This is a genomic window from Novilysobacter longmucuonensis, assembly GCF_046600735.1.
In the GTDB taxonomy this organism is placed as follows: domain Bacteria; phylum Pseudomonadota; class Gammaproteobacteria; order Xanthomonadales; family Xanthomonadaceae; genus Novilysobacter_A; species Novilysobacter_A longmucuonensis.
Window position 1 is genome coordinate 26,087 of the sequence record NZ_JBJMAW010000009.1, and the last position, 20,411, is coordinate 46,497.

17 protein-coding genes are annotated in these 20,411 nt (G+C 69.6%); 7 read left to right on the plus strand and 10 right to left on the minus strand.

Annotated elements, in window-relative coordinates; translation table 11 throughout:
- Window positions 1-20 precede the first annotated feature (20 nt).
- From rpmG to ACJQWM_RS09925, 6 genes are all read right to left on the minus strand, one after another.
- Complete coding sequence (gene rpmG / locus ACJQWM_RS09900; RefSeq protein ID WP_332704704.1) at window positions 21-185, minus strand: 50S ribosomal protein L33; 165 nt, start codon at window positions 183-185, stop codon at window positions 21-23.
- A gap of 13 nt (window positions 186-198) precedes the next feature.
- Window positions 199-435 carry a 50S ribosomal protein L28 gene (gene rpmB, locus ACJQWM_RS09905; protein WP_036191474.1) on the minus strand — a complete coding sequence of 79 codons (237 nt, stop codon included), beginning with the start codon at window positions 433-435 and terminating at the stop codon, window positions 199-201.
- A 323-nt stretch (window positions 436-758) separates the two neighbouring features.
- Window positions 759-1,754 carry a ParB/RepB/Spo0J family partition protein gene (locus ACJQWM_RS09910; protein WP_411306798.1) on the minus strand — a complete coding sequence of 332 codons (996 nt, stop codon included), beginning with the start codon at window positions 1,752-1,754 and terminating at the stop codon, window positions 759-761.
- A complete protein-coding gene (locus ACJQWM_RS09915) occupies window positions 1,751-2,566 on the minus strand; it encodes a ParA family protein (RefSeq protein WP_411306799.1) in 816 nt (271 codons plus the stop codon). Before ACJQWM_RS09915 ends, ACJQWM_RS09910 begins: the two co-directional genes overlap by 4 nt.
- A gap of 249 nt (window positions 2,567-2,815) precedes the next feature.
- On the minus strand, window positions 2,816-3,475 hold the full coding sequence (rsmG, locus tag ACJQWM_RS09920) for a 16S rRNA (guanine(527)-N(7))-methyltransferase RsmG (protein ID WP_332704702.1): 660 nt from the start codon (window positions 3,473-3,475) through the stop codon (window positions 2,816-2,818).
- A gap of 131 nt (window positions 3,476-3,606) precedes the next feature.
- On the minus strand, window positions 3,607-4,149 hold the full coding sequence (locus ACJQWM_RS09925; protein ID WP_332704700.1) for a 4'-phosphopantetheinyl transferase family protein: 543 nt from the start codon (window positions 4,147-4,149) through the stop codon (window positions 3,607-3,609).
- Between the two features lie 217 nt (window positions 4,150-4,366).
- Between ACJQWM_RS09925 and ACJQWM_RS09930 the strand changes: the two genes are divergently transcribed.
- Window positions 4,367-5,761 (plus strand): AMP-binding protein, encoded by a 1,395-nt coding sequence (locus ACJQWM_RS09930; protein WP_411306800.1) that lies wholly within the window; start codon window positions 4,367-4,369, stop codon window positions 5,759-5,761.
- 130 nt (window positions 5,762-5,891) lie between these two features.
- Entirely contained in the window at window positions 5,892-6,164 is a 273-nt protein-coding gene (locus tag ACJQWM_RS09935) for a GlsB/YeaQ/YmgE family stress response membrane protein (RefSeq protein WP_332704722.1), read from the plus strand.
- Between the two features lie 206 nt (window positions 6,165-6,370).
- Here the strand turns inward: ACJQWM_RS09935 and xth are convergent, their stop codons facing one another.
- Window positions 6,371-7,156: an exodeoxyribonuclease III gene (gene xth / locus ACJQWM_RS09940; RefSeq protein WP_332704696.1), complete on the minus strand. Its 786-nt coding sequence runs from the start codon at window positions 7,154-7,156 to the stop codon at window positions 6,371-6,373.
- Window positions 7,157-7,307: 151 nt separating this feature from the next.
- On the opposite strand from xth, the gene ltaE reads away from it, so the two are divergent.
- Entirely contained in the window at window positions 7,308-8,351 is a 1,044-nt protein-coding gene (ltaE, locus tag ACJQWM_RS09945) for a low-specificity L-threonine aldolase (protein WP_332704694.1), read from the plus strand.
- Between the two features lie 37 nt (window positions 8,352-8,388).
- Here ltaE and ACJQWM_RS09950 read toward each other — a convergent pair whose 3' ends face one another.
- Complete coding sequence (locus ACJQWM_RS09950; protein WP_332704692.1) at window positions 8,389-10,602, minus strand: S9 family peptidase; 2,214 nt, start codon at window positions 10,600-10,602, stop codon at window positions 8,389-8,391.
- A gap of 239 nt (window positions 10,603-10,841) precedes the next feature.
- Here ACJQWM_RS09950 and ACJQWM_RS09955 point away from each other — a divergent pair, with 239 nt between their 5' ends.
- The 3 genes from ACJQWM_RS09955 to uvrD all read left to right on the plus strand — a co-directional run bounded on the left by ACJQWM_RS09955 (window position 10,842) and on the right by uvrD (window position 17,738).
- A complete protein-coding gene (locus ACJQWM_RS09955; protein WP_332704691.1) occupies window positions 10,842-11,498 on the plus strand; it encodes a TIGR00645 family protein in 657 nt (218 codons plus the stop codon).
- An 86-nt stretch (window positions 11,499-11,584) separates the two neighbouring features.
- Window positions 11,585-15,337, plus strand: coding sequence for an EAL domain-containing protein (locus ACJQWM_RS09960; protein WP_332704689.1), 3,753 nt, complete (start codon window positions 11,585-11,587; stop codon window positions 15,335-15,337).
- Window positions 15,338-15,530: 193 nt separating this feature from the next.
- On the plus strand, window positions 15,531-17,738 hold the full coding sequence (uvrD, locus tag ACJQWM_RS09965) for a DNA helicase II (RefSeq protein ID WP_332704687.1): 2,208 nt from the start codon (window positions 15,531-15,533) through the stop codon (window positions 17,736-17,738).
- Window positions 17,739-18,048: 310 nt separating this feature from the next.
- On the opposite strand, the gene ACJQWM_RS09970 is transcribed toward uvrD, so the two are convergent.
- Together ACJQWM_RS09970 and ACJQWM_RS09975 are read right to left on the minus strand one after the other, a co-directional pair.
- Window positions 18,049-18,492 (minus strand): GNAT family N-acetyltransferase, encoded by a 444-nt coding sequence (locus tag ACJQWM_RS09970; protein ID WP_332704685.1) that lies wholly within the window; start codon window positions 18,490-18,492, stop codon window positions 18,049-18,051.
- Window positions 18,486-18,794 carry a DUF2782 domain-containing protein gene (locus ACJQWM_RS09975; protein WP_332704683.1) on the minus strand — a complete coding sequence of 103 codons (309 nt, stop codon included), beginning with the start codon at window positions 18,792-18,794 and terminating at the stop codon, window positions 18,486-18,488. Before ACJQWM_RS09975 ends, ACJQWM_RS09970 begins: the two co-directional genes overlap by 7 nt.
- A 329-nt stretch (window positions 18,795-19,123) precedes the next feature.
- On the opposite strand from ACJQWM_RS09975, the gene ACJQWM_RS09980 reads away from it, so the two are divergent.
- A complete protein-coding gene (locus ACJQWM_RS09980) occupies window positions 19,124-20,347 on the plus strand; it encodes a carboxylate--amine ligase (RefSeq protein WP_411306801.1) in 1,224 nt (407 codons plus the stop codon).
- Window positions 20,348-20,411: the final 64 nt, after the last annotated feature.

The window sequence follows — 20,411 nt, forward strand, 5'->3', positions numbered from 1 at the left end:
GTTGCGAACGCGTCACTGCGTCACTTGATCTTGCCTTCCTTGTAGATCACGTGCTTGCGGACGACGGGATCGTACTTCTTGATCTCCATCTTGGCCGGCGTGTTCTTCTTGTTCTTGTCGGTGGTGTAGAAGTGGCCGGTGTTGGCCGAAGAGATCAGGCGGATCTTGTCGCGCTTGGAAGCCATGGGTCAGTCCTCCTCAGATCTTTTCGCCGCGGGCGCGGAGATCGGCCAGAACGGAGTCGATGCCGTTCTTGTCGATGGTGCGCATGGCGTTGGCGGATACGCGCAGCTTCACCCAACGGTTCTCACTGGCGACCCAGAAGCGGCGCTCGTGGAGATTGGGCATGAAACGGCGGCGGGTCTTGTTCATGGCGTGCGAGACGTTGTTGCCAGTCGTCGTTCGCTTGCCGGTTACTTGGCATACACGGGACATACGCACCTCGAAAGGATGTTGGGTGCTTCCCTTGGCCAGGGAGGCGGCGGCCCCGCCATCGACCGATGGCGCGCAATGCGGGTTGGAATCCTGCCGCGTCGGACGGCCCGGAATCGCGCTTCCGGGGGTGTCCTGCGCACCGGGGTGGGCTGGACGCAGCGAGCCGCGCATTATGCTGTGGTTTTCAGTGCTCTGCAAGCAGTTGGCGCCTGCGGTGAGGCCGGTCGTCAGGTGACCTGTAGGAGCAACGTGAGTCGCGATAACGCCAGCGCTCGAAGCTACAAACCGCGACTCACGTCGCTCCTACATGAGAGGAGCAGGGATCACGCGGTGGGCGTGCGCAGCTTTTCCAGCACGCCTTCGAGCGAGTCCAGGTCGCTGTAGTGGATCACCAGCCGGCCCTTGCCGCCGCGGCCGTGCAGCACGTTGACCTTGGTGCTGAGCGACTCGGACAGCTCGCGCTCCAGGGTGACGATGTCGGCCTGCGGCTTGACCTTGCCGGGCCTGGGCTTGCGGCCGCTGTCAGGCACCCGGCCGAGTGCGAACTGCTGGGCGCGGTGCTCGACCTCGCGCACCGACCAGCCGTGCTCGGCGGCATCGCTGGCGAGCTTGCCGGCGAGTTCCGGCGACAACGTCAGCAGGGCCCGCGCGTGGCCCATCTCCAGCCGGCGCGACTCGACCAGGGCGCGGATCGCCGGCGGCAGCTCCAGCAGGCGCAGCAGGTTGGACACCGCCGCGCGCGAGCGGCCGACCGCTTCGGCGGCCTGGGCGTGGGTCAGGTCGAATTCGTCGATCAGCCGCTGCAGCGCGGTGGCTTCCTCCAGCGGGTTGAGGTCCTCGCGCTGGATGTTCTCGATCAGCGCCATTGCCACGACCGTGCGGTCGTCGACCTCGCGCACCACCACCGGGATATCGCTGAGTCCAGCGAGCTTGCTCGCGCGCCAGCGGCGCTCGCCGGCGATGATCTCGTAGGTGCGGCTGCCGCGCACCGCCTCGCCGTTGCGCGCTTCGCGCACGACCTCCCGGACCACGATCGGCTGGATCACGCCCTGCGCCTTGATCGACTCGGCCAGCTCGGCCAGCTTGTCCTGGTCCCAGTGCTTGCGCGGCTGGTACTTGCCCGGCGCGAGCGCATCGACCGGCAGGGTGCGCAGGGTGTCGTCCGGGCTGGCTTCCAGCGCCGGCGCCCCGGCGGCGGCTTTGGGCCCGAGCAGCGCTTCCAGGCCGCGGCCGAGGCCGCGCTTCTTGGCCGCGCCGCCGGCGGCGGCCTTGTCGGTGCTCTTGGCGCCGGCCTTGTCGACGTCCTTGGCGGAACTCATGCCGCGGTCTCCTGCGATGCGGGGGTGGCCGGTCGCGCCGGCTGGTCGCGCTCGCGCTGGCGGCGCAGCACCTCGCCGGCCAGGCCAAGGTAGGCAATGCCGCCGCGGCTGGCGCGGTCGTAGCCGACGATGCTCTGGCCGTGGCTGGGCGCCTCGGCCAGGCGCACGTTGCGCGGCACGATGGTGCGGAACACGCGGTCGCCGAAGTGGTTGGTCAGTTCGGCCGAGACCGCATTAGCGAGGTTGTTGCGCACATCGAACATGGTGCGCAGCACGCCCTCGATCTCGAGCGCGGGATTGAGCCGGGACTTCATGCCTTCGATGGTGTCGAGCAGCGCGCTGACGCCCTCGAGCGCGTAGTACTCGCACTGCATCGGCACGATGATCGAGTCGGCCGCGGTCAGCGCGTTGATCGTCAGCAGCGACAGCGCCGGCGGGCAGTCGATCAGGACGAAGTCGTAGTTGCCGGCGACCGGTGCGAGCGCGCGCTTGAGCCGCAGTTCGCGGTCGTCCTGGTCCATCAGCCGGATCTCGGCCGCGGTCAGGTCGATGTTGCCCGGCAGCAGGTCGAAGTCCTCCGGCGTGCGCACGATCACGGTGGCGATGTCGGCCTCGCCCAGCATCACCTCGCAGACCGACTCCTCCAGCTCGCGCTTGTTGACGCCGCTGCCCATGGTCGCGTTGCCCTGCGGGTCCAGGTCGATCAGCAGCACGCGCTTGGGCGTGCGCGCGAGCGCGGCGGCCAGGTTGACCGCGGTGGTGGTCTTGCCGACCCCGCCTTTCTGGTTGGCGACGGCGATGATGCGGGCCATGCGGCTCGTCCCCTGTGGCTGGTGCGAAGAGGGCGCGGGGCGCCGCTCGGACCGGGGATTATGCCCGCCTCGGCCGGGGCTTGCTGGAACCGGAGGCCGGAGCTGCGACGGCGGTCGCGGGCCGGGATTGCCCATGAGCCGCCCGAAAGTCGGCCCGGCCCGTAGGAGCGGCTTCAGCCGCGAACCAGAACCCTCGACCCGCGTACCTGGCCGATCGCGGCTGAAGCCGCTCCTACCACAGCCCCGCTGTCACGACGCCCGCCCGATTTCGATCAGGTGCCGCTCCGCGTCCAGCCCGGGCACGCGCAGCGGATGCGCGGCGAGCAGCGTCCAGCCCGCGGGCAGCGCGGCGATCTCCTCGTGCGGGTAGACGCCCTTCATCGCCAGCAGCCGGCCGCCGGGCCTGAGCAGGTGGCCGCCGAGTTCCACGATCAGCGGCAGCGTCGCCAGCGCGCGCGCGGTGATCGCATCGAAACCGCCGGGCAGGCCCAACGCCTCGATCCGCGATTCGGCGACGCTCGCCCGCGTCAGTCCGAGCTGGCGGACCGCCGCGCGCATGAACCGCGCCTTCTTGCCGTTGCTCTCGACCAGGGTGACGTGCAGGCCCGGCTTGACGATCGCCAGCGGGATGCCGGGCAGGCCGGCGCCGGTGCCGAGGTCGGCCAATGCACCGCCGGACGCGGCGATCGCGTCGAGGTACGAATGCATCGCCAGTGAGTCGAGCAGGTGCTTGCCGACCATCTCGTGCGGCTCGCGCACGGCGGTGAGGTTGTAGGTCTTGTTCCAGCGCACCAGCAGTGCGAGGTAGGCCAGCAGCGGACTTGCGAGTGCGGGCTCGAGCGCGAGTCCAGACAGGCCGGTCTCAAGCGTGCGGCGCAGTTCGGGCGGAAACGGGGCGGGGCTGTTCATGAGGTCGCGAAGTATGACCGGTGCGTGCCTTCGGGTCTCTGCCGGTAGGAGCGACGTGAGTCGCGTGCACTTCCTCAACCGCATCGCGACTCACGTCGCTCCTGCAAGGGCCGAACAGGCCAGTCCGCCCGCTACGCCGGCCGCCATGCCAGCGCGCCGAGGTAGCCCGGGGCCGGCGCCAGTTCCAGCAGCGTCCAGTCCTGCGGCCGCCCCAGGGCCGGATCGCATTCGAGCAGCCGCAGCGTGCCGTCGACATCGCCGAACCGCAGGCGGTCCAGGCCGAACGACAGCCCGTGCCCGTGCGCCTTCAGCACCGCCTCCTTGGCGCACCACAGGCGCAGGAACGCGGACTCGCGTTGCGCCGGTGACAGCGATGCCAGCCAGCGGGTTTCACCGGCAGCGAAATAGCGCCGCGCCAGGGCCTGCGCGTTCGGCCGCGGCCGTTGCCATTCCAGGTCGATGCCGAGCTGCACGCCGGCGCCGATCGCGATCAGCAGCCCGCCGCCGCTGTGGCTCCAGCCGCAGTCGTGGTCCGCGCACGGCGGCTGCAGGCAGGGCCGCTGGCGTGCATCGCGCCGCAACGGCACGGCCTCGGCAGCCAGCCCCAGTTGCGCGGCCAGCCACGGGCGTGCCTGATCCTGAGCGGCAAGCCCCGGCTGGCGCGCTTGCCACACCCAGGCCGGATGTGCGGGCGGTGGGGGCGCATCCGGTGGAGCCGGGAGCGGCGGCGTTGAAGGTGGTGGCGGCAGGGACATCGATGCGGCGTCTGGGCTCGGCCCGGTGGGCCAGCGTAAGCTATGCGGCAGGGGGCGGCGCTGGACGCGCGATCGGACGAGGTCGGGCATGCCGCGCGCCGTGCCGGTGCATGCAACGAGCGGGATTTATCCGATGATGTCTGCGGTTGTCGACACCACTGCTGCTGAAGCCGGCGCGACGCCGCGCGCGGCCCTGAGCTTCGGCGAGGGCGGGCGCGCCATTGCCTTCGACCGCCACGGCGACATCTCGCTGGAGCGGTTCCGCGGCGAGGTCCGCGGCGTCGCCGCGACCCTGCCCGATGCGCCGTATGCGATCAACCTGTGCGAGGACCGCTACAGGTTCCTGGTCGCGTTCTGCGCCGCCGCCGCGCGCGGACAGACCACGCTGCTGCCGCCTTCGCGCGCGCCGGCGGTGATCGACGAGGTCATCGCCCAGCACCCCGACAGCTATTGCCTGGGCGATATCGCGCTGGTGCCCGCACCGCCGCGCTACCAACGCCTGCCGGCGACGCTGCCGCAGCCATGCTCGCCTGGCGCGGACGCGATCGCGCTGGAGATCGACGATGCCGCACTGGTCGCGATTGGATTCACCTCCGGCAGCACCGGCCATCCCAAGCCGAACCCGAAGGCCTGGGCGGCGTTCCGCGCCAGCACCGCGCAGAACCTGGCCGCGCTGGCCGACCTGCTGGATCCCACCGGCAGCACCCACCTGGTCGCGACGGTGCCGCCGCAGCACATGTACGGCATGGAGATGTCGGTGCTGTTGCCACTGCTGGGCCCGGTGGCGGTGCACGGCGCGCGGCCGTTCTTCCCGGCGGATATCGCGCGCGCGCTGCACGATGCGATCACCCCGCCGTTGCTGGTGACAACCCCGGTGCACCTGCGCGCCCTGCTCGAGGCGTGCCGGTTCGACCCGGCGATCGCGCTGCCGCCGCTGGCCGGGATCGTGTCGGCGACCGCGCCGTTGCCGGCCGAACTGGCCCGCGCCGCCGAAGCCCGCTTCGGCTGCGAGGTGCGCGAGCTGTTCGGCTCGACCGAGACCTGCATCCTCGCGCGCCGCCGCACCGCGCTGGAGGCGGCCTGGACGCCGCTGCCGGGCGTGCGGCTGTCGCCACAGCCCGATGGCACCGCGGTGCACGCGCCGTACCTCGCGCAGCCGGTGGTGCTGGCCGATCTGGTCGAGCTCCAGGCCGACGGCCGCTTCCACCTGCGCGGCCGCAACGCCGACCTGCTCGAGATTGCCGGCAAGCGCGCCTCGCTCGGCGACCTCACCCGCAAGCTGCTGGCGATACCGGGCGTGGAGGACGCGGTGGTGGTCCAGCTGGACGGTGCCGGCGTGCGCCGGATCGCCGCACTCGCGGTCGCGCCGACGCTCGACGCCGCGCAGATCTTGCGCACGCTGCGCACCAGCATCGATCCGGTATTCCTGCCCCGCCCGCTGCGCTGCGTGGCGGCATTGCCCCGCAACGAAACCGGCAAGCTGCCGCGACAGGCCGTCCTGGCAATGCTGCAGAGCGCTTCTTCACGCTGACGCGACAACCGGGCGCAGCCCAGCGCCCGCGCCCCTGACATCGCCATCACGCATACCTAGCAAAACTGTCTCCGCCCCCACGCAGGGGAGCATTCGACCCCCTCTGAATGGATAAGGAGACACGAGCATGATGGGCATCATCATTTGGCTTATCGTCGGCGGCATCATCGGCTGGATCGCCAGCATGATCATGAAGACCGACGGGCAACAAGGCATCTTCCTCAACATCGTCGTCGGCATCATCGGCGCGTTCCTCGGTGGCTGGATCGGCGGCATGCTCGGTCTGGGCGGCGGCGACATCAACCAGGGCGATTTCAGTCTCTCGGGTCTGCTGCTCTCACTGGTCGGTGCGATCGTGTTGCTCGCCATCGTCAACCTGTTCCGCCGCGGCCGCGCACGCTGAATGCGCTGCAATGAAGGACCGCAGGGCCCGGCTCACGCCGGGCCTCTTTACTGCGTCCGCGGTCGCGCCGCCGGTTGAGGCCGCGGCGCCGCCGCGGAGCAGTCGCTTCGCTGTGAGAAAGGTCAGCAGAGCACCCAGTCGCCCTTCTCGGCGGCGCAGCTGCCGGCCTGACTACTCGCAACGAGTGCAGCGAGCGACTCCCGGCGCTAGTCGTCCAGCTCGACCCACACCGGCGCGTGGTCGCTGGGCCGTTCCCAGGTCCGCGGCTCGCGGTCGATGCCCGCCGCCAGGCAGCGCGCCCGCAGCGCGTCCGAGACCAGCGTCAGGTCGATGCGCAGGCCGAGGTTGCGGCGGAACGCGGCCTGCCGGTAATCCCACCAGCTGAACTCGCGTGTGTCGTCGTCGGGCCTGCCGTCGCGGTGCAGCCGGTAGGCGTCGTGCAGGCCAAGCGCGCACAGGCGCTGCAGGGCTTCGCGCTCGGCAGTGGAGGTCAGGATGTGGTGGTCGTTCCAGGTCACCGGGTCGTGCACGTCCCGCTCGTCGGGGGCGATGTTGAAATCGCCCAGCACCACCAAGTGCGGATGCGCCAGCAGCTCCTTGATCAGCCAGCCCTGCACCGCTTCAAGCCAGCGCAGCTTGTAGGCGTACTTGTCGGTGCCGACGTCCTGGCCGTTGACCACGTACAGGTTGACGATGCGGATGCCGCCGAAGGTTGCGGCGATCGCGCGCTGCTGGACGTCCTCGAAGCCGGGGATGCCGATCTGCACGTCGCTGGCCGGCCCGCGCGACAGGATCGCCACGCCGTTGTAGCTCTTCTGTCCGCAGAACACGCTGCGATAGCCCAGCTCGGCCAGCGCGGTATCGGGGAAACGCTCGTCGTCGAGCTTGGTTTCCTGCAGCCCGACGATGTCCGGCGCACTTGCGGCCAGCCACTGTTGCAGGTGCGGCAGCCGCACGTTGAGCGAGTTGACGTTCCAGCTGGCGATCTTCATCGGGCAACTCTATCGGGCTGGCTTCATCACGCAAGCTTCATCGGAGGATTCTCCCCCGGCAGCGCGTGGCCGAGACCCTGTGCATCGCGGCAGTCCAGTCGACGCCGCACGCGCGATGGCATCATGGAACGCCCTTCGAGGCGAGCACCGCATGGACTGGATCGATCTGCGCAGCGACACCGTGACCCGACCCACCACCGCGATGCGCGAGGCGATGGTGCGCGCGGAGGTCGGTGACGACGTCTACGGCGAGGACCCCACGGTCAACGCGCTGCAGCAGCGGCTCGCCGACGAGCTCGGCTTTGCCGCAGGCCTGTTCGTGCCCAGCGGCACCCAGTCCAACCTGCTCGCGCTGATGGCGCACTGCGGCCGCGGTGACGAGTACCTCATCGGCATGGACGCGCATGCCTACAAGTACGAGGGCGGCGGCGCGGCGGTGCTGGGCTCGATCCAGCCACAACCCATCGTGCATGCGATCGACGGCACCCTGCCGCTGGATGCGGTGGAGCGCGCGATCAAACCGATCGACCCGCACTACGCGCGGACCACGCTGCTGTGCCTGGAGAACACCTGGCACGGCCGCGCGCTGCCGCCGGACTACCTGCGCGATGCCCGCGCCCTATGCGACCGCGAAGGCCTGCGCCTGCACCTGGATGGTGCGCGCATGTACAACGCCGCGGTCGCGCAGGGCGTGTCTCCGCGCGAAGTGGCGCGGCATTTCGACAGCGTATCGGTGTGCCTGTCCAAGGGCCTCGGTGCGCCGGTCGGTTCGGTGCTGCTGGGCACCGCGGCCCTGATCGACACCGCGCGGCGCTGGCGCAAGGTCACCGGCGGCGGCATGCGCCAGGCCGGCATCCTCGCGGCCGGTTGCCTGCACGCGCTCGACCACCACGTGGAGCGGCTGGCCGAGGACCACGCGCGCGCCGCGCAGCTGGCCGAAGCGCTCGCTGGCCTGGAGGGTCTGGAAGTGCTCGGGCAGCACACCAACATGGTGTTCGTCGCGCTACCGCCAGGGCGAGTGGACGCGCTGAAGGCGCACATGGACGCGGCACGCGTGCGGCTGGTGGTCGGCCAGGCGGGGGCGGTGCGGCTGGTGCTGCACCTGGATGTCGACGATGCCGGGTTGGCGCGAGTGGTCGATGCGTTCGCTACGTTCTTCACCTCAGCCAGCAGGCCGCCACTGCCCAGACCGTAGGAGCGGGCCATGCCCGCGATGCTCTGGTTGGACTCCGTCAGCGCTTCAGGCAGCGTGCGAAGAAGTGGCCGGTCAGGCGCAGCCGGTGCAGCAGGTCCTGGCCGCGCAGGCCATGCTTCGCGCCGGGGTAGGTCATCAGTTCGAATCGCTGCCCGCGCTGCTGCAACGCGCTCATCAGCGCGGTGGAGTTGGAGAACAGCACGTTGTCGTCGGCCATGCCGTGGATCAGCAGCAGTTCCGGCGCGTCGGCGCCGACCAGGCCGTCGATGTGCTCGAGCACGCGCGCGCCGCGGTAGCCGTCGACATTAGCCTCGGGCAGGTTCATGTAGCGCTCGGTGTAGTGGGTGTCGTACAGCGCCCAGTCGGTCACCGGGGCGCCGGCGACGCCGCAGGTGTAGGCGTCGGGCGCCTGGCCGAGCAGCATCAGGGTCATGTAGCCCCCGTTCGACCAGCCGTACACGCCGATGTGTTCGCCACCCACCCACGGCTGCGCCTGCAGCCACTCGACCCCGATGCGCTGGTCGGCCACCTCCACCGTGCCCTGCCTGCCGTACAGCGCGCCGCCGAATTCGCGCCCGCGCCGCGGGGTGCCGCGGTTGTCGATCGAGAACACCACATAGCCGTGCTGGGCGAGGTACTGGTTGAAGTCCGGCGTCCAGTTGCGGCGCACGGTCTGCCCGGCCGGGCCGCCATAGACATACACCACCACCGGGTATTGGCTGGAGGGATCAAAACCGCTGGGCTTGATCACGCTGTAGTGCAGTTCGGTCTGGCCGTCGGCCGCGGTCAGCGTTCCGAACTCGATCGGCCGGTGCGCCTCCCGGTACGGGGCGTATGGGTGGTCCGGGTCGGCCAGGTCGTTCTCGACCAGTTCGGCGATCCGGGTGCCGTCGTTGCGATGCAGGGTCAGCTGCGGCGGCGTGGTCGGGTTGGACCAGTTGTCGACGTAGACGCTGGTGTTGGCCGCGAACGTCGCCGAATGCACGCCCGGCTGTTGCGAGAGGCGCTCGATCGCGCCGCCGGCCAGTGGCACGCGATAGACCTGGCTGTCGAGCGGGGTGTTGCGGCCGGCGGCGAAGTACACCCACCCCGCGGCTTCGTCGACCGCGAGCAGCCCATCGACCGGCCAGTCGCCGGAAGTCAGCGCGGTGGCAGCGCTATCGGTGTCGAGCACGTACAGGTGCTCGAATCCGCTGCGCTCGCTGCTCCACAGCAGCCGTCCGTCGTCCAGGAAGCGCAGGTCGTCGTGCAGCGGCACCCAGGTGCCGCTGGTTTCGGTGACCAGCGTGCGCTGCGCGCCGCTGCCGAGGTCGGCCTCGACCAGGTCCAGGCGCTGCTGGTCGCGGGACTGGCGCTGGAACGTCAGGTGCTGCGGATCGCGCCAGTCGACCCGGGCCAGGTAGATGTCGCGCTCCTGGCCCAGGTCGATCCAGCGCGGCTGCGCCCCGGCCCGCGGGGCGATGACGCCGAGCTGGACCAGTACGTTGTCATCGCCCGCGGACGGGTAGCGCTGCTCGACCACTTCGGTGCGGTCCGGGTACACCTCGTAGCGCTTCTGCACCGGCACCGGGCTTTCGTCGATGCGTGCGAACGCGATCGCCGAATCGTCCGGCGCCCACCAGTAACCGGTGTGGCGGCCCATCTCCTCGTCGGCGACGAACTCGGCCACGCCGTTGCCGACCGTGTCGCTGCCGTCGTCGGTCAGCTGCACCGCCTCGCCGCTGGCCAGCTCGATCACCCACAGGTCGCGCTCGCGCACGAAGCTCACGTAGCCGCCCTTGGGCGAGAGCTTCGGGTCGGTGGCAAAATCTTCGCCATCGGTCAGCTTGCGCACGGCGTCGGCGCCGCTCTGGCCGAGGTCGAACAGGTACAGCTCGCCGCCCAGCGGGAACAGCAGCGAGCGCCCGTCGGGTGCCCACTGGTAGTCGACGATGCCGCTCAGCGCGGCGATGCGCTGGCGCTCGCGACGGGCCTTTTCGGCGTCGCTGAGCACTTCCACACCGGGCAGCACGTCCTCGGAATCCACCAGCATCCGGGTCTGGCCGGTGGCGATATCAAAGGCCCACAGGTCCAGCCGGTTCTTGTCGTCGGGCTTGCCACGCAGGAAGCCGACGCGGCTGCCGTCGGGCGCGATCTTCGGCTTGAGCAGGCTCGGCCCCGACAGCGGCGCATCGCCGGCCAGCGCTTCCAGGCTCAGCTTGCGCGGGGTGGGCTGCGCATCGGGGGTCTGGGCAAGTACGGGTGCGCTCATGAGGCTCAGAGTCGTGAACAGGACGGGCAGCAGGGTAGGAAGCGAGTGGACAGAGAACTTGGCAAGCCAGCGTGCGGTCATCGGCGGTCCGGGCGGTGAAATCAGCGCTCGAGTGTAAGCGGTGGCGATTCCGAAGCCCCTGTCCCGCGGGGAAGGGCTCATGAACGAGGTGAACCCGACATGGCACGACCCCCGGCCGCCCGCTACGCTAGCGCGCCTTTTGTCCAGCCCGACTGCCCATGCCCGATCTCCGCTCGCCCCGCCTCAACCCGCTGCCGGCGTTGATCTTCAGCTCGCGCTGGCTGCAGTTGCCGCTGTATTTGGGCCTGATCGTCGCGCAGGGCGTCTACGTGTTCCTGTTCATCAAGGAGCTGGTGCATTTGGTCAGCGATGCGCCCGGGATGACCGAGCAGACCATCATGCTGCTGGTGCTGGGCCTGATCGACGTGGTGATGATCTCCAACCTGCTGGTGATGGTCATCGTCGGCGGTTACGAGACGTTCGTCTCGCGGCTGGGGCTGCAGGGCCACCCGGACCAGCCCGAGTGGCTCAGCCACGTCAACGCCAGCGTGCTCAAGGTCAAGCTGGCGATGGCGATCATCGGCATCTCCTCGATCCACCTGCTCAAGACCTTCATCGAGGCCGGCACGATGGACTCCGGCCTGCCGCTGTGCGGCACCACCGAGGCGCTCATCGCCGCGCAGGAGGCGGCTGCCTTCACCCTCGCCAACCCGGGCCTGGTCGCAACCAAGATCTGCAGCAGCACCACTTCGACCGGGGTGATCTGGCAGACCATCATCCACACCGCGTTCATCCTGTCGGCCATCGGCATCGCCTGGACCGACAAACTGATGGCGCATGCCGGCAAGGCCAAGCTCGCTGCCGCCACGGCATGAGCGCGGCGTGCGCCGGATCCGCGCCGGCTTGACCGGCGCCGCCGCAGCGGGCTTGATTGGGATACGCAGAACCCAGGTCAGTGCCATTGCCAGCACCACCCGCGCCCGCATCCGCCCCCTCCAGCACCGCCAGTGACGATCACTACGCCCGCCGCGCCTTGCGCTACGGGTGGGTGCTCGCGGCGATGCTGCCGCTGCTGGGCCTTAGCCTGCTGTGGAACGAGTACGGCAACATCCAGGCGCGTACGCTGGCGCGCTCGCAGCTGCTGACCGAGGCAGTCGAGAAACAGCTCCGCGACCGCATGCACGTGGTCGCCGGCCAGCTCGAGGACGCCGCCCGCGCGGCGCGGCGATCAGAGGACAGCGCGGCAGCGGCCCACGCCAGAGGCCCCTCGATGCGCGGTGTGTACCTGGCCGCCGACGACCAGCCGCCCGCCGCCGACGGTTCCAGACCGCTCTCGATCGGCGCACCGCAGCGGCGCGACGGCCGCTGGGCGCTGCCGGTATCGCGGCGCACCGCGGGGGGAGTGCGGGTGCACGGGTGGGTCGATGCGGCGATCTTCGCCGACCTGGTGCAGGGTTATTCGCTGAGCGAGAACGACCGCATCGGACTGGTGCATGCCGACAGCGCGATCGTCGCGCGCTCCAACGACATCGACCGGCGCGTCGGTGAGCGGCTCGACGACTGGGCGCTGTTCGGTCCTGCCTGGCAGGGCGTGGCGAAGGGGCATTTCGACGAGCGCAGCCCGTACGACGGAGTCGAGCGCCGATTCGTGTTCAGGCGGCTGCCGGACCTGTCACTGGTCGTGGTGGTCGCCACCCAGCAGCGCAGCGTGTTGGCGGCATGGGCCGGCTTCGCCAGCATCGGGTTCGTGTTGTCTCTGCTGCTGGCGCTGTTATGGGTCCTGCTGACGCGGCGCCTGAGCCAGGGCCAGGCGCGGCAGGCGCGGCTGATCGGAAAGTTGCGCGAGACGATCCGAGCGCTCAACCGCACGGACGAGCGCCTGCGTCAGGCACACACGCTGGCAGGCATGGGCGAATGGGAGTGGAACCTCGACAGCGGCCTGGTCGACTGGGACCAGGAGACCTGGCGCATCTACGGGCGCACCCCTGGCGATGCGCCGCTGACGCTGGAGGATGCGTTCGCGGCGATCGACCCGCGCGACCGCGCCGGACTGCAGGCCCGCGCCGGGGCGCTGCTTGAACACGCCGACTTGCCGCGCAATGCGTCGCCGATCGATGCCGAGTTCCGCATCTCGCGCCCGGACGGCTCGATCCGCTGGTTGCAGACGCGCGCCCAGCCGGTCATCGGCAGCGACGGTAGCCGCCGCATCCGCGGCGTGCAGCAGGATGTCACCGACCTGGCGGAGGCGCGCGAGCGGCGCGACGTTGCCGAGCGCCAGTACCGTTTCCTGTTTGAGCACAACCCGCTGCCGATGTGGGTGTTCGACCGCGAAACCCTGCGGTTCCTCGCCGTCAACGAAAAGGCCATCGCCAAGTACGGCTACAGCCGCGAGCAGTTCCTGGCGCTCGGCGTGCTGGACATCCGGCCCGAAGACGAGGTGGCCGAGGCCAGGGCCTCGATCGCGGCCGAACCGGCGGCCGAGGACAACGAGCGGACCTGGCGCCACCGGCTCAGCGACGGCCGCATCATCTACGTCAACAATGCCCGGGTCGCGATCGATTTCGACGGCCGTCGCGCCTGGCTGGTGCTGATCCGCGACATCACCGAACAGGTCCGCGCCGAGGCCGAACGCGAGCACAGCGCGCAGCGCTTCCAGCTGATCGCGCGCGCCACCAGCGATGCAGTGTTCGACCTAGATCTCGGACACGACGCGCTGTGGTGGAGCGACAGCTTCTACTCCACGTTCGGCTATTCGCGCGAACAGATTCCCGGCGACCTGGCGGTGTGGCGCACCCTGGTGCATCCCGACGACGTGGCGCGGGTGATCGAGCGCCTGCGCGAAGCGATCGACTCCGACCGCATCGAATGGGAGGAGGAGTACCGCTTCCGCCACAGCGACGGCCGCTTTGTTGAGGTGGTGGAACGCGGCTACCTGCTGCGCGACGCCGACGGCCGTGCGATCCGCATGGTCGGCGGCATGCTCGATGTCAGCGAGAAGCGGCGCGCGGAGGCCGACCTGCGACTGCTGCGTCGGGCGGTGGAGGCGACCAACAACGGCATCATCATTGCCGACGCACGCCAGCCCGACCAGCCGGTGGTGTATGTCAATCCGGCGTTCGAGGAGATCACCGGCTACGCCGCCGAGGAGATCCTCGGCCGCAACTGCCGATTGCTGCAGCACGGCGACCGCAACCAGCCCGCGATCGAGGAGATCCGCCAGGCGTTGCACGAGCAGCGCGAGGTGCGGGTGCTGCTGCGCAACTACCGCAAGGACGGGGCGCTGTTCTACAACGATTTCCAGATCGCGCCGGTGCGCGACGCCACCGGCGTGCTGACCCACTTCGTCGGCGTGCAGAGCGACGTCACCGACCGCCAGCGCTCGGCCGAACAGCTGACCTGGCGCGCCACCCACGACGAACTCACCGGACTGCCCAACCGCCAGCTGCTGCTGGAGCGGCTGCAGCAGGCGGTGCTTCAGGCCGAGCGCGAAGGCACCGAGGTCGCGGTGGTGTTCATCGACCTGGACGACTTCAAGCTGGTCAATGACAGCCTCGGCCACAGCGCCGGCGACGAGGTGCTGCGGGCGGTGGCGCGGCGCCTGCAGGACGTGGTCCGCGGCAGCGAGACGGTCGGCCGGTTCGGCGGCGACGAGTTCGTGATCGTGCTGACCGACCGCATCATCGGCAACGAGCTGGAGCCGGTGATCGAGCGCGTCTGCACGGTGCTCAGCGAGCCGATCGAGATCGCCGGGGTGATGTACACGCTGACCCCGAGCATCGGCCATTGCCGCTACCCGGACTCGGGCTCGGATGCCGAGACCCTGCTGATGCGCGCCGACCTGGCGATGTACCAGGCCAAGCAGCAGGGCCGCAACCGCGCGGTCGGCTATCGCAGCGAGTTCGACGCGGCGGTGTCGCAGCGGCTGCAGCTGGTCTCGCAGTTGCGCGATGCGCTGCAGCGCAAGGAGTTCGGGCTGGCGTTCCAGCCGTTGTTCGGGCTCGACGGGAAGCCCACGGCGGTCGAGGCGCTGGTGCGCTGGCAACACCCGCAGCGCGGCCTGCTGATGCCCGACCAGTTCATCGGGGTCTGCGAGGAGAGCGGGCTGGTGGTCGAGCTCGGCCGCCGGGTGCTCCACGAGGCCGCACGCCACCACGCACTGCTCGCCGCCGCCGGGCTGGGCCACCTGCGCATCGCGGTCAATGTCTCGGCCGCGCAGTTCGCCCACGACCTCCATGCCGACGTCGCCGCGGTGGTGGCGCAGTTCGCGCTGCCGCCCGGCATCCTGGAGCTGGAACTGACCGAGAGCGTGATCATGGTCAATCCGGAACGCGCGATCCACGCGATGAAGCGGATCGCCGCCCTCGGGGTCGGGATCTCGGTGGACGACTTCGGCACCGGCTATTCCAGCCTGGCCTACCTGAAGCGGCTGCCGATAGACCGGCTAAAGATCGACCGCTCGTTCGTGCGCGACCTGGGCACCGATCCGGACGACGCCGCGATCTGCGCCTCGATCATCGGCCTGGCGCATACGCTCGGGCTGAGCACAGTCGCGGAGGGCGTGGAAACCGTGCAGCAGCACCAGTGGCTGCAGGCGCGCGGCTGCAACGAGGTGCAGGGCTACCTGCTCGGCCGGCCACAGCCGTTCGAACCGCTGCTGCCGACGCTGGCCGCGCGTGCGAGGGATCGGGTGGAAGAGAGAACGGTAGAGGGGTGAACGGTGTAGGGGTGAACGGTGAATGGGAAATGGGAAAACGGTGAACGGTGAACGGCCCAGGCCGAGGTCCTGCACGCCACCGTAGAGCCGAGCTTGCTCGGCTGCGCTTGCCACGACGTGAATGAACCGTCAGCGGAGCAAGCGCCGCTCCACCGTTCGCGGCTTGCGCGACACCGGCCGGTAGAATGGCGCGATGGATGTCTCCCACCTGCTCGACGCGCTGAACCCTGCGCAGCGCGAGGCCGTCAGTGCCGCGCCCGGCCATTACCTGGTGCTGGCCGGCGCCGGCTCCGGCAAGACCCGCGTGCTGACCCACCGCATCGCCTGGCTCAACGAGGTCCATGGCGTGCCGACCCACGGCATCCTCGCGGTGACCTTCACCAACAAGGCCGCCGGCGAGATGCGCGCGCGTGCCGACGCGCAGTTGCGCAACGGCTCGCGCGGCATGTGGATCGGCACCTTCCACGGACTGGCGCACCGGCTGTTGCGGCTGCACTGGCACGACGCCGGGCTGCCCCAAGGGTTCCAGGTGCTCGATTCCGACGACCAGTTGCGGCTGGTCAAGCGCGTCGTGCAGCAGCTCGAACTCGACGATGCGCGTTTCCCGCCACGCCAGATCGGCTGGTGGATCAACGCGCAGAAGGACGAGGGCCGCCGGCCGCAGCACATCCAGGCCAGCGACGACCAGTGGCTCGACACCATGCGCCGCGCGTATGCCGCCTACCAGGAGCGCTGCGAGCGCGCCGGCCTGGTCGATTTCGCCGAACTGCTGCTGCGCGCGCACGAGCTGCTGCGCGACAACCCGGCCCTGCTCAACCACTACCGCAGCCGGTTCCGCGAGATCCTGGTCGACGAGTTCCAGGACACCAACGCGATCCAGTACGGCTTCGTGCGGCTGCTCGCCGGCAGCAGTACTGATGGAAGCAGCGGCAACGTGTTCGTGGTCGGCGACGACGACCAGGCGATCTACGGCTGGCGCGGCGCCAAGGTCGAGAACGTGCAACGCTTCCTCAAGGATTTCAGCTCCGGCAACGGCAGCGGTGCGCAGACCATCCGGCTGGAACAGAACTACCGCTCCAGCGCCAATATCCTGGACGCGGCCAACGCGGTCATCGCGCACAACCCGGCGCGCCTGGGCAAGAAGCTTTGGACCGACACCGGCCAAGGCGAGCCAATCGACCTGTTTGCGGCCTACAACGAGATGGACGAGGCCCGCTTCGTGGTCGAGCGGCTACGCCAGTGGGTGCGTGACGGCGGCAGCTTTGCCGATGTCGCGATTCTCTACCGCAGCAACGCGCAGTCGCGCGCATTCGAAGAGGCGCTGATTTCCGCGCAGGTGCCGTACCGCGTCTACGGTGGCCAGCGCTTCTTCGAACGTGCCGAGATCAAGGACACGCTGGCCTACCTGCGGCTGGTGTCCAACCGTGCCGACGACGCCGCATTCGAACGCGCGGTCAACACGCCGACCCGCGGCATCGGTGAGCGAACGTTCGATGAGGTACGCCGCCGCGCGCGCGCCGACGCGGTGCCGTTGTGGGAGGCCGCGCGTCGCGTCACCGGCGACACCGTGCTCGCCGCGCGTGCGCGCAACGCGATTGCCGGTTTCGTGCACCTGGTCGATGCGCTCGACAGCGAGGCCGCCGAGTTGCCGCTGCCTGAGAAGATCGACCACGTGCTCGCCCGCTCCGGCCTGCGCGAGCACTACGCCCGGGAGTCGCAGGGCCAGCTCGACTCGCGCACCGAGAACCTCGACGAGCTGGTCTCGGTAGCCTCGCGCTTCGTGATCGGCGACGACGAGGATGCCGCGGCGATGCCCGAGCTGGTCGCGTTCCTGAGCTACGCCTCACTGGAGGCCGGCGAAGGCCAGGCCCAGGCCGGCGAGGCCGGCGTGCAGTTGATGACCCTGCACAGCGCCAAGGGCCTGGAATTCCCGCTGGTGTTCCTCGGCGGGCTCGAGGAAGGACTGTTCCCGAACAACAAATCGATCGAGGAGGCCGGCCGGCTCGAGGAGGAGCGGCGGCTGGCCTACGTCGGCATCACCCGCGCACGCGAGAAGCTGGTGCTGAGCTATGCCGAGGCGCGGCGCATCCACGGCAGCGAGATGTACGGCATCCCGTCGCGGTTCCTGCGCGAGATCCCGCCGGCGCTGCTGCACGAAGTGCGGCCGAAGGTGCAGGTCTCGCGGCCGATGTTCAATCCGCGCCCACGGGTCAATGCGGGACACGCCGCGATCGAGGCGCCGCCGGTGCAGCTGGGCGCCCTGGTGAAACACCCCAATTTCGGCACCGGCACGGTAACCGACTACGAAGGCACCGGCGCGCACGCGCGCGTGCAGATCAATTTCGACGACGCTGGCAGCAAGTGGCTGGTGCTGGCCTACGCGAACCTCCAGCCGGCGTAGTAGCTGTCCGGGGTCCGGGGTCCGGGGTCCGGGGTCCGGGGATCGGGGCTTCCGGATCGTGTGGCCGACTCCAGCCGTGCCTGCCAGAGGCGCTGGCTTTGCAGCCCAGCCTACGAGTTCTGCCGCTGGTGCCGCCGCGATCGACGAAGCTGCCGCCATTGCGAGCCGAGCCGACGTAGGGTAGGCACGCTCTTTGTGCCCACCATCGCAGCCGCGGACGCTCTGGCGGGCACGGAAAGCGTGCCCACCCTGTCGCGTCGCGGCATCCGGTTTTCGCAACATCAGCGCGTGCGGTGCCGCAGGCACAACGCTATTGCAATGCGATACCGAAGTGGAAGCCTTCGATCCGCAGCCCTTCGCGCAGGTAGAACGCGTGTGCATCCTGCCGCTGCGTGCCCGAATCCAGTTGCAGCCGCACGCAGCCCAGTCGCCTGGCTTCGGCCTTGAGCCAGTCCAGCAGCGCCTTGCCGTGGCCGCGGCTGCGCGTGCTCGCGTCGGTGACCAGGTCGTCGACATAGACGTGGCGGCCGATCGCGAGCATCTCCATCACCCGCCAGCCAGCGAACGCGCGTGGCACGGCCGCGCCATCGAACAACGCGGTGGCGCGATAGTCGTCGTCGTGGATCTGCCGCAGCACCTGGCGCACGAAACCGTCCTCGTCGAGCGCCGGACGCAGTTGCGCGACCACCGGCCAGACCGCGCGCAACGCGGCCTCGTCGTCGAGCGTGCGGATCACCGGGGCGGCGCTCACCATTCGAACAGCTTGTACTGCACCGGCGAAATCGTGCCTTCGCCCTTACTGCTGTCGAGCACGCCATCGCCATCGCTGTCGACCAGGTAATAGGTCGGGCCGCGCGGCGGGGTGATCTTGACCACGTGCAACTGGCCGGCGATGCGGTATTCCTCGATCACCTCACCGGCATCGGTGGTGCGAACGGCGACATCGGCGCCCTGCAGGTTCGCGGTGGGATCGGCGCCGGCGCCCGGCGTGGCGCAGGCGGCGAGCAGGCTCAGCAGGGCGAGCGGGACGGTCGGGGCGAGCGAAGACAAACGCATGGCGGTTCTCCAGGTTCGTGCCGGGCAGCATACGCCGCCGCCCGTCACGCCCGCATGCCGCCGGACGCGGCATGGTTGCACTTGGGCGGCGGCGCTCCGGGTACCCGCTGCCGCGTTGTCCCGTGGGCCCCCGCTGGTCAACTGCGTCTTCTTGTTCCCGGAGGCGATGTCGTGGAGCGGTTTCATGACCCACGCAATGGATAGGCACCCGATCGTGCGAGCGCACGCCGCAGGGCACGCGATGCGCGCGAGAAGGCTGTCGGTCAGCGCGATGCGCGCGCGATGCCATGCAGCCAGGTCCGAGGTCGGCGCATGCCGCCCGCCCGCTGATGCGTGATCAGGGCGACCCACGGAGGCGACGCAGGGTCCTGGTGCTGGACGGGCACAGCAAGGCGGCGGCCCAGGTGGTGCTGGCGCTGTCGCGGGCCTGCGCAGTGGACGTCGCTGCCACCGATCCGCAGTGCCTGAGCTTCGCCTCGCGCCGGATCGTGCAGCGCCTGCAGCAGCCCGAGTCGGCCGAGGCGCTGCGGGCGTGGCTGGCGGTGCGTGACCGGGAGAACTACTACGACCTGATCGTGCCGAGCACCGAGCACTCGCTGGTGCCGTTGAAGTCGCAGGAGCTGCAGCCGCACCTGCGGGCGAAGCTGGTGATTCCCGACGAGTCCTCGATCGACGTCGCCCTGGACAAGCACGAAAGTTCGGCGGTGGCGCGGCGCCTGGGCATCAAGGTGCCCGGCAGCACACTGGTCCGGGCACTCCATGAGTTGCCCGAGCAGCCGACATACCCGCTGGCGGTCAAGCCGATCCACAGCAAGGTGCTGGTCGAGGGCACGCTGCGGACGCTGACGGTGCGGATCTGCGCCACCAGCGCCGAGCGCATCCAGGCATATCGGCAACTGCTGCAGCACGGCGCGGTGGTCGAGCAGGAGTACTTCCGCGGGCGCGGCTTCGGGGTGGAGGCGCTGTTCGAGCACGGCACGCCGCGTTGGCTGTTCGCTCACGAGCGCGTCCATGAATTCCCGCTGACCGGCGGAGGCAGCACTTACCGCCGGGCGGTCGAGGCGCCGGAGGCGATCATCGCCGCCAGCGTGCTGCTGCTGCGGCACCTGCGCTGGCACGGCGTGGCGATGGTGGAGTTCAAGGTGGCCGACGATGGCGACTACCGGCTGATGGAAATCAATCCGCGCCTGTGGGGTTCACTGCCGCTGGCGGTGGCGGCGGGCGTCAACTTCCCGCTCGGGCTGCTGCAGATCGCGTGCGGCGAGCGCCTGGACCCGCAGCCCTGCTACCGGCGGGGCTTCTACATGCGCGACGTAACCGCCGATCTGCGCTGGTTCATGCATGCCGGCCGCGCGCGCTGGCAGGGCCGCGGCCTGTCGGTGAAGTCGATCACCGCCGGTGATTTCGCCGGCCTGTTGCGGCCGCTGTGGGGCCAGGAGCGCTGGGACCTGTTCCGGTGGCGCGAACCGGAGCTGTGGATCGCGCTGTCGCGGCGATCACTCGAGCGTTCGTGGACCGGCCTGCACAAGCTGGTGCGGCGTCCCGCGTCCTGAATCGCGCTGATGAGCGGCGGCGACAAGTTTGCGAGCCGCGTGTAGTCGGCGGAATCTGTGACCT

Excerpts from the sequence above, each read along its gene's own strand:
- ltaE (WP_332704694.1), top strand. The coding sequence starts at position 7,308 with ATGGACTGGATCGATCTGCGCAGCGACACCGTGACCCGACCCACCACC.
- ACJQWM_RS09980 (WP_411306801.1), top strand. The coding sequence starts at position 19,124 with ATGCGTGATCAGGGCGACCCACGGAGGCGACGCAGGGTCCTGGTGCTG.
- ACJQWM_RS09975 (WP_332704683.1), bottom strand. The coding sequence starts at position 18,794 with ATGCGTTTGTCTTCGCTCGCCCCGACCGTCCCGCTCGCCCTGCTGAGC.
- rpmG (WP_332704704.1), bottom strand. The coding sequence starts at position 185 with ATGGCTTCCAAGCGCGACAAGATCCGCCTGATCTCTTCGGCCAACACC.
- xth (WP_332704696.1), bottom strand. The coding sequence starts at position 7,156 with ATGAAGATCGCCAGCTGGAACGTCAACTCGCTCAACGTGCGGCTGCCG.
- ACJQWM_RS09915 (WP_411306799.1), bottom strand. The coding sequence starts at position 2,566 with ATGGCCCGCATCATCGCCGTCGCCAACCAGAAAGGCGGGGTCGGCAAG.
- rsmG (WP_332704702.1), bottom strand. The coding sequence starts at position 3,475 with ATGAACAGCCCCGCCCCGTTTCCGCCCGAACTGCGCCGCACGCTTGAG.
- ACJQWM_RS09950 (WP_332704692.1), bottom strand. The coding sequence starts at position 10,602 with ATGAGCGCACCCGTACTTGCCCAGACCCCCGATGCGCAGCCCACCCCG.
- rpmB (WP_036191474.1), bottom strand. The coding sequence starts at position 435 with ATGTCCCGTGTATGCCAAGTAACCGGCAAGCGAACGACGACTGGCAAC.
- ACJQWM_RS09970 (WP_332704685.1), bottom strand. The coding sequence starts at position 18,492 with ATGGTGAGCGCCGCCCCGGTGATCCGCACGCTCGACGACGAGGCCGCG.
- uvrD (WP_332704687.1), top strand. The coding sequence starts at position 15,531 with ATGGATGTCTCCCACCTGCTCGACGCGCTGAACCCTGCGCAGCGCGAG.
- ACJQWM_RS09910 (WP_411306798.1), bottom strand. The coding sequence starts at position 1,754 with ATGAGTTCCGCCAAGGACGTCGACAAGGCCGGCGCCAAGAGCACCGAC.
- ACJQWM_RS09935 (WP_332704722.1), top strand. The coding sequence starts at position 5,892 with ATGGGCATCATCATTTGGCTTATCGTCGGCGGCATCATCGGCTGGATC.
- ACJQWM_RS09955 (WP_332704691.1), top strand. The coding sequence starts at position 10,842 with ATGCCCGATCTCCGCTCGCCCCGCCTCAACCCGCTGCCGGCGTTGATC.
- ACJQWM_RS09930 (WP_411306800.1), top strand. The coding sequence starts at position 4,367 with ATGTCTGCGGTTGTCGACACCACTGCTGCTGAAGCCGGCGCGACGCCG.